The sequence below is a fragment of the Candidatus Pacearchaeota archaeon genome (assembly GCA_038874355.1).
Lineage (GTDB): Archaea > Nanobdellota > Nanobdellia > Pacearchaeales > GW2011-AR1 > JAVZCO01.
Map to the genome: position 1 here is coordinate 564,805 of JAVZCO010000001.1, position 6,382 is coordinate 571,186.

The window sequence follows — 6,382 nt, forward strand, 5'->3', positions numbered from 1 at the left end:
GAAACGCAACCTTTAAAAATATATATTGTATTAATTTTTTATTACTATTTGCTTATAAAATTTATAAAAATTTCAAAATGTTTTATATTGTAGAATTAGAAGACTATATTAGAGTAGAACCATCTTTATTTGGTTTATCAACCAAAGATGCAATAAAAGAACAATTAAAAAAAAGTTATAAAGAATATTTTAATAAAGAAATTGGAGTGATTATTGGGGTAATAGAAATTTTAAATGTAGAAGATGGTATAATAATTTTTGGGGATGGTGCTGTTTATTATAATACTGCTTTTAAAATTTTAACTTGGAAACCAGAAATCCAAGAACTTGTTTTTGGTATAATAGAAAATATAGAAAATTTTGGAGCAACAATTAATTTAGGCTTAGTAAATGGAATAATTCATGTTTCTCAAACAATGGAAGATTATGTTACAATATCAAAATCAAACTCTCTTTTAGGAAAAAATACAAAAAAAACATTAAAAAAAGGAGATTTAGTAATAGCTAGAATAGTTGCTTTGTCACAAAAATATGATGAAATAAAAATAGGATTAACAATGAGACAACCTGGATTAGGAAAATTAGAGTGGATAGAAGAGGAAAAAAGAAAAGTAAAAAAAAGTAAAGAAAAAGAAGAAACAAAGTCTCATAGCAAAAAAGAAAAGAAAAAATGATTAAAGAAAAGTTTTATAGAAAAAAATTTAATATAGAAGAGTATAAAGAAAAATTAAAAGATCTTATTGAAGAATTCACAGAAAATCCTCTTAGTAAAAAATTAGAGGAAGAAATTTTATATTATATTAGAGAATTTGATAAGAATAATTGTATAGATAAAATAAAAGATTTAGAAAAGAAATATTTTGAAATAAAAGAAAAATTAAAATTTTTTGAATAAATTAAAATGGCTAAAGAAAAAGCATGTAAGGTTTGCAAGACTATATATGAAGAAGAAAGATGTCCTAATTGTAATAATCAAGAGTATAGTGAAGATTTTAAAGGAAAAATGATTATATTAAATCCAGAAAAATCCGAAGTTGCTAAAAATTTGAAAATAACAAAAAGAGGGAATTATACTATAAAGATTTAATGAAATTACAATAAAACAATTTTTTTCTTATTTCTTATAGATAATATTTTACATAAATCTGAGATTTTATTTTTTAATTCTCTGTCTAAAGTTGCTATAATAACATCTTTTTTATTTTTAACATAATCTATTATTCCTTCATCAACCTTTTCTTTTTTTAAATCTATTAAAGAAAAATTTTTTAATTCTATTATTTTTAAAGCAATAATAGCATTATTTTTGTCTTTAATTGATTTTCTTTTATCTCTAGAGATAAAATCTAATTCTTTTATAGATTGTATAGGTATAATAATTTTACCATATAGCTGCAGATCAGATAAATCTATCTTATTCTTTATACATTCTAAAATAAAGTTTGTGTCTAGTATAACTTCCATTTTTAAAGATAGAATTACAAACTTTTAAATATTAGCTATTTTTATTTTAAGTATGGAAGAAAAAGAACATATTATGAATATATTTAAAAAAACACAAAAAGCTATAAGAAAGAAAGATGTTTTATCATTAAAAGAATTATCTAATCAAACTATTCATTCTGCATCAACAAATCAGGATGAGGTAAGTATAACAATTGCAGTAATTATATATTCAATAAGTAAGATCGTAGAAAGAACAAATTATAAAAAGTATCTAGAATACGAAAAAGTCCTTTTTTTAATAGAAATGAGAATAAAAAAAGCCTTAGATTACTTAAAAAATGATAAAGAAGGAAATTTTTTATATGAATTAAAAAGAATAATAAAAGATTTAAAAAGTATAGAGGGAAATTTCAAAAAGAATATAGAAGATATATTAATAAAAGCTAAAATAAATAAAGCATCTAAGATATATGAACATGGAATAAGTATGGAAAAAACTGCAAAACTTTTAGGTATAAGTTTATTTGAATTAGCAGAATATATTGGCAACACAGGAACACAAGATGTTAATTTAAATATAACTTTACCAATAAAAGAAAGAATTAAATTAATAGAAGAAATTTTTGAAAGTAAATAAATAATAAAAAAATTTTAAAGATGGAGAAAATAATAATTTTTGATTCTTCGGTTATAATAAATTTTGCTTTGAATGGTATATTAAATATTTTAGAAAATTTAAAAAAAATTTTTCCTGGAAAGTTTATTATAACAAAAGAAGTAAAAAAAGAAATAATTGATACGCCATTAAATAATAAGAAGTATGAATTGGAAGCACTACAAATAAATAAATTATTTAATAATAAAATATTAGAATTACCAGAAACTATAAATATAAAAAGTGAAGAAATAACAAAAGAATCAAAAAAGGTATTAAATCTAATAAACAATTCTTTTTATATAAAGAATAAACAAATTCATATTATAGATGAAGGAGAAGCATCTTGTATTGCTTTGTCTTTTTTATGTGAAAATAAAGGAATAAAAAGCATAATAGCTATCGATGAAAGGACTACAAGGTTATTATGCGAAAATCCTTTTAATTTAAAAGAGATATTGGAAAAAAAACTTCATACAGAAATAACATTAAAGAAAAATTTAGATTTTTTAAAATGGATAAAATGTGTAAGATCTTCGGAACTTGTTTTTTTTGCTTATAAAAAAAATATTGTAGATATAGAAAGTAATAATGTTTTAGATGCACTTCTTTATGCGGTAAAATTTAAGGGTTGTTCGATATCTGAACAAGAAATATCAGAAATGAAAAAGATATCAAAAACTATTTAAAATCTTTTAAATTATAATTATTTAAAGGGTCTGTAGTTTAATGGTAAAACATTCGCCTCCAGAGCGAAAATTGAGCGTTCGATTCGCTCCAGACCCATTTAAATTAATAAGAGAAGATTTATAAATAAAATTTTCTTTATTAAGATATGGAAAAAAGAGGAAATAAAGAAAAAAAGTATAAAAAAATAGAAAATCTCTTATTAGAAAATTTTGCTAATTTACAAAAAGTCCTTATTAATACAACACAGAAATTAGAAGACTTAACATTACAAATATCTAAATTATTACAATTATTTGAATTGGCAGCTAAAAGTTTTATAGGTAAAGTAGATGAAAAAGTTTCTGAAATAGAAAAAGATAGAGAATTCTTAATGAAATTAAATGCTTTGCTGGAACAAAATAAATTAATAGCAAAAGGATTAACATTAATGGAAGAACAATTAAGAGAAAAAATTTATTCATCTTATTCCCAACAACCAAGAACTCAATTTCCTGTACAGAGTCCTATGCAGAAACAACAACCATCACAACAAGAAAATAAAGTAAATTTTACTCCATATACAACATATTCTTCTCAATCTTTTGAATATATACCTGAAGAAAAAAAAATTAATAAATTCTCAAAAGAAATATAAAAGTGGAATCAAATAATATAGATCTTTTAAAAAAAAATATTTTAGATAGATATCATAAAATAATGCTAGGAAGAGATTATAGAACAATTTTTTTAGAAGAATTTACTAAAGAATTAATATTAAATATAGACAAAATAAAAATAGAAAAGAAATTTAGAGAAGAAGAAATTTTTGGAGAGATAAGTGAAAGATTAAGAAAAAGAATTATTGAAGAAATAGAAAGAGAATATGAATATAATTTAATGAAAGAAAGAGAATTAGAAAAAATTTCCAAAAAACAAGTTATACCAAAACCACTTCCTATAATCGAAAATGTAATTAAAGAACAAAAAGAAAAACCATTAAAAATAAAAAAAGAAATTAAAATTGCTCCTTCAAAAAGAAAAGATAATTTTATTGGAAGTACTAAAAATATAATTTCACCATTTAAAAAAATAGAACCTATTATTCAAAAAAAAGCGCGTATATTTAATTCTAGTGAAGAAGCATTAAAAGAAATTGAAAAAATATTAAAAGATCCAAGAGTTTTAATTATAGAATGCCCTGGGAAAGATAATTTTATTTTAGTAAGAACAGCAACAAATATTATGAAAACAGATATAAGGCTAACAGAGGAACAAATAAGAGAAATAATTGAAAAATATTCAAAAGAATCAAAAATACCTTTAGTTAATGGAATTTTAAAAGTTATTAAAAACAATTTTATTATAAGTGGAATAATTTCTGATATTTCCGGATCTAAATTTTTAATTAAAAAAATTATATAATTTTTTAAATCTTTTTTAATTTTTTTATCTTTTCAAAGATAAAATTTTATAATTAAAAATTTTTTAATTTTAAGATAAATTTTCTTTTAAAATAAATTTTATTAATATGAACAAAGCAATTAGTAATAAAGTGACTAGTATAGACCGTATTATAATTAAAATTATATTTTTCTTAGGAGTATAATTTATACATGGCTGGCAGTTTTCTCCTCCACAATCCACTCCTTCCTCATCATAATCTTTTATCCCATTATAACAATAATCACAATATTTTGAAAAATTTATTAAAGAAAATTTTAAATTTATTTTATTTGTTTTTTTATCTATTTCTTTTACATTGACTTTACTTACCAATTCTGATGTTCTTTTATCATATACTTCTATAAAGGATTCATTACACCATGTTGTTTTTTTTGTTTCTATTGGAATAATTAAACTGCATTTTTGACTTTGTTTTATCGGAATGGAACAATTTTTTACATCCTTACATATTCTCTCTTTTATACCTTCTATTTGTTTAACTCCTTTAATAATGGTATCTATAGAGTAATCTGCTTTACATTCGCTCCATTCTTCACATATAAATTCTGGTATACATTTTTTACTACTAATTTCCCCTTCTAAACTTAAACAACTTTTAGGAGAAGGGTAATTATTCATAGTTCCACAATTATTTCTATCGAAACAATTTGTAGGATATTTTATTGTTTCGTTATCACAAGATGTCCATTCACAAAACCAATCTTCAGCACATTCGAAGTCACAATCTACTGTTTCATTTGGTTTATTTTTATTAGTTCCACACTCATATATATCTGTGCATATTCTAGTTTTTGTTCCGTTTATACAGCTACTCCATTCTGTACATTGCCAATTTTCTATACATTCACATAATTCTGTTTCATTTGGTTTATTATAAAAAGTTCCGCAATTATTTTTATCTGTACATATTCTAGTTTTTGTTCCGTTTATACAACTACTCCATTCTGTACATTGCCATTCTTCTATGCATTTTAAAACACATTGGTTATTCTTACATTCATAGTTCATACCACATGATTCATAACTATAACTACTCCACTCCAAACAGGAATCAGAATCATAATTTCCACATGTTCTTGTTTTTATTGTTGTTGAATTCACGCAAGATTTTTCTTCTTGACCAGATGAACATTCATCATTACATCTACCTCCACTAGAAGGAGGTGTTGTATCAGGAAGTAAATAAATTAAAGTTCTATTTTTAGTTATGTTTGAATTTCCAGCTGTATCATTACACCATACCCAATAAGTGTAAGTTGTTCCATTAGTAAATCCTGTTACGTTGTAATAAGCAGTTGTTGATGCATCTTTGTTTATTATATTCATTGTGTAGTTGATTATGCTTTTTCCTCCCCCAGCACAATCACTATCCCAAGCATCAACCCAACCATCTTTATCATCATCAAGCCCATTTGAGCAAGCTGTTTCTGTTGCTTTTGGCGAAGAAGCATCATTATCTAGATCACCTATTGCTATTGAATAAGTAGCATCATTCTCGCTTGAAGATTCATTTAAAGTAAATTGACCGGAGCCGTTATTTTTGTATATTCTGTTTACTTGAACATTATTTCCAGCAATATAGTCCAAATCTCCATCATTATCTATATCTCCTATTACTATTGAAGAAGTAATATCTAACTCACTTGAAGATTCATTTAAGGTAAATTGACCTAAACCATTATTCTTGTATACTTTATTTGATCCGCTATTTCCAGCAATATAGTCCAAATCTCCATCATTATCTAGATCACCTATTGCTATTGAATAAGTCCAACCACTCTCGCTTAAAGATTGATATAAAGTGAAATAACCTGAACCGTTATTTTTGTAGATTCTGTTTGGTTGAATCTCAAAATTTCCAGCAATATAGTCCAAATCTCCATCATTATCTAGATCACCTATTGCTATTGAATAAGTAGCATCATTCTCGCTTGAAGATTGATATAAAGTGAAATAACCTGAACCGTTATTTTTGTATATTCTATTTACACCATTATTTCCAGCAATATAATCTAAGTCACCATCATTATCTAGATCACCTATTGCTATTGAATAAGTAGCATCATTCTCGCTTGAAGATTGATATAAAGTGAAATAACCTGAACCGTTATTTTTGTATATTCTATTTACACCATTATTTCCAGCAAT

General features: G+C 23.8%; 9 protein-coding genes and 1 tRNA gene. 8 read left to right on the forward strand and 2 right to left on the reverse strand.

What is annotated here, in order from left to right; genetic code table 11:
* The first annotated feature begins 77 nt into the window (after nt 1-77).
* Genes QW117_03350 through spt4 form a run of 3 tightly spaced genes read left to right on the forward strand, consistent with a single transcriptional unit; the run spans nt 78 to nt 1,087 of the window.
* Entirely contained in the window at nt 78-674 is a 597-nt protein-coding gene (locus QW117_03350; GenBank protein MEM3405978.1) for a DNA-directed RNA polymerase, read from the forward strand.
* Nucleotides 671-895: a hypothetical protein gene (locus QW117_03355; protein MEM3405979.1), complete on the forward strand. Its 225-nt coding sequence runs from the start codon at nt 671-673 to the stop codon at nt 893-895. The genes QW117_03350 and QW117_03355 overlap by 4 nt, the downstream gene beginning before the upstream one ends.
* Before the next feature lie 6 nt (nt 896-901).
* A complete protein-coding gene (gene spt4 / locus QW117_03360; protein MEM3405980.1) occupies nt 902-1,087 on the forward strand; it encodes a transcription elongation factor subunit Spt4 in 186 nt (61 codons plus the stop codon).
* A gap of 5 nt (nt 1,088-1,092) precedes the next feature.
* Here spt4 and QW117_03365 read toward each other — a convergent pair whose 3' ends face one another.
* Nucleotides 1,093-1,464: a hypothetical protein gene (locus QW117_03365; protein ID MEM3405981.1), complete on the reverse strand. Its 372-nt coding sequence runs from the start codon at nt 1,462-1,464 to the stop codon at nt 1,093-1,095.
* A gap of 52 nt (nt 1,465-1,516) precedes the next feature.
* Between QW117_03365 and QW117_03370 the strand changes: the two genes are divergently transcribed.
* From QW117_03370 to QW117_03390, 5 genes are all read left to right on the forward strand, one after another.
* Nucleotides 1,517-2,083, forward strand: coding sequence for a hypothetical protein (locus tag QW117_03370; GenBank protein MEM3405982.1), 567 nt, complete (start codon nt 1,517-1,519; stop codon nt 2,081-2,083).
* A gap of 20 nt (nt 2,084-2,103) precedes the next feature.
* Complete coding sequence (locus tag QW117_03375) at nt 2,104-2,790, forward strand: hypothetical protein (protein ID MEM3405983.1); 687 nt, start codon at nt 2,104-2,106, stop codon at nt 2,788-2,790.
* Nucleotides 2,791-2,816: 26 nt separating this feature from the next.
* A tRNA-Trp gene (locus tag QW117_03380) sits at nt 2,817-2,887 on the forward strand.
* A gap of 49 nt (nt 2,888-2,936) precedes the next feature.
* A complete protein-coding gene (locus QW117_03385) occupies nt 2,937-3,425 on the forward strand; it encodes a hypothetical protein (GenBank protein ID MEM3405984.1) in 489 nt (162 codons plus the stop codon).
* A 2-nt stretch (nt 3,426-3,427) separates the two neighbouring features.
* Complete coding sequence (locus tag QW117_03390; GenBank protein ID MEM3405985.1) at nt 3,428-4,192, forward strand: hypothetical protein; 765 nt, start codon at nt 3,428-3,430, stop codon at nt 4,190-4,192.
* A gap of 69 nt (nt 4,193-4,261) precedes the next feature.
* On the opposite strand, the gene QW117_03395 is transcribed toward QW117_03390, so the two are convergent.
* A partial coding sequence (locus QW117_03395) for a VCBS repeat-containing protein (protein MEM3405986.1) occupies nt 4,262-6,382 on the reverse strand: 2,121 nt, incomplete at its 5' end.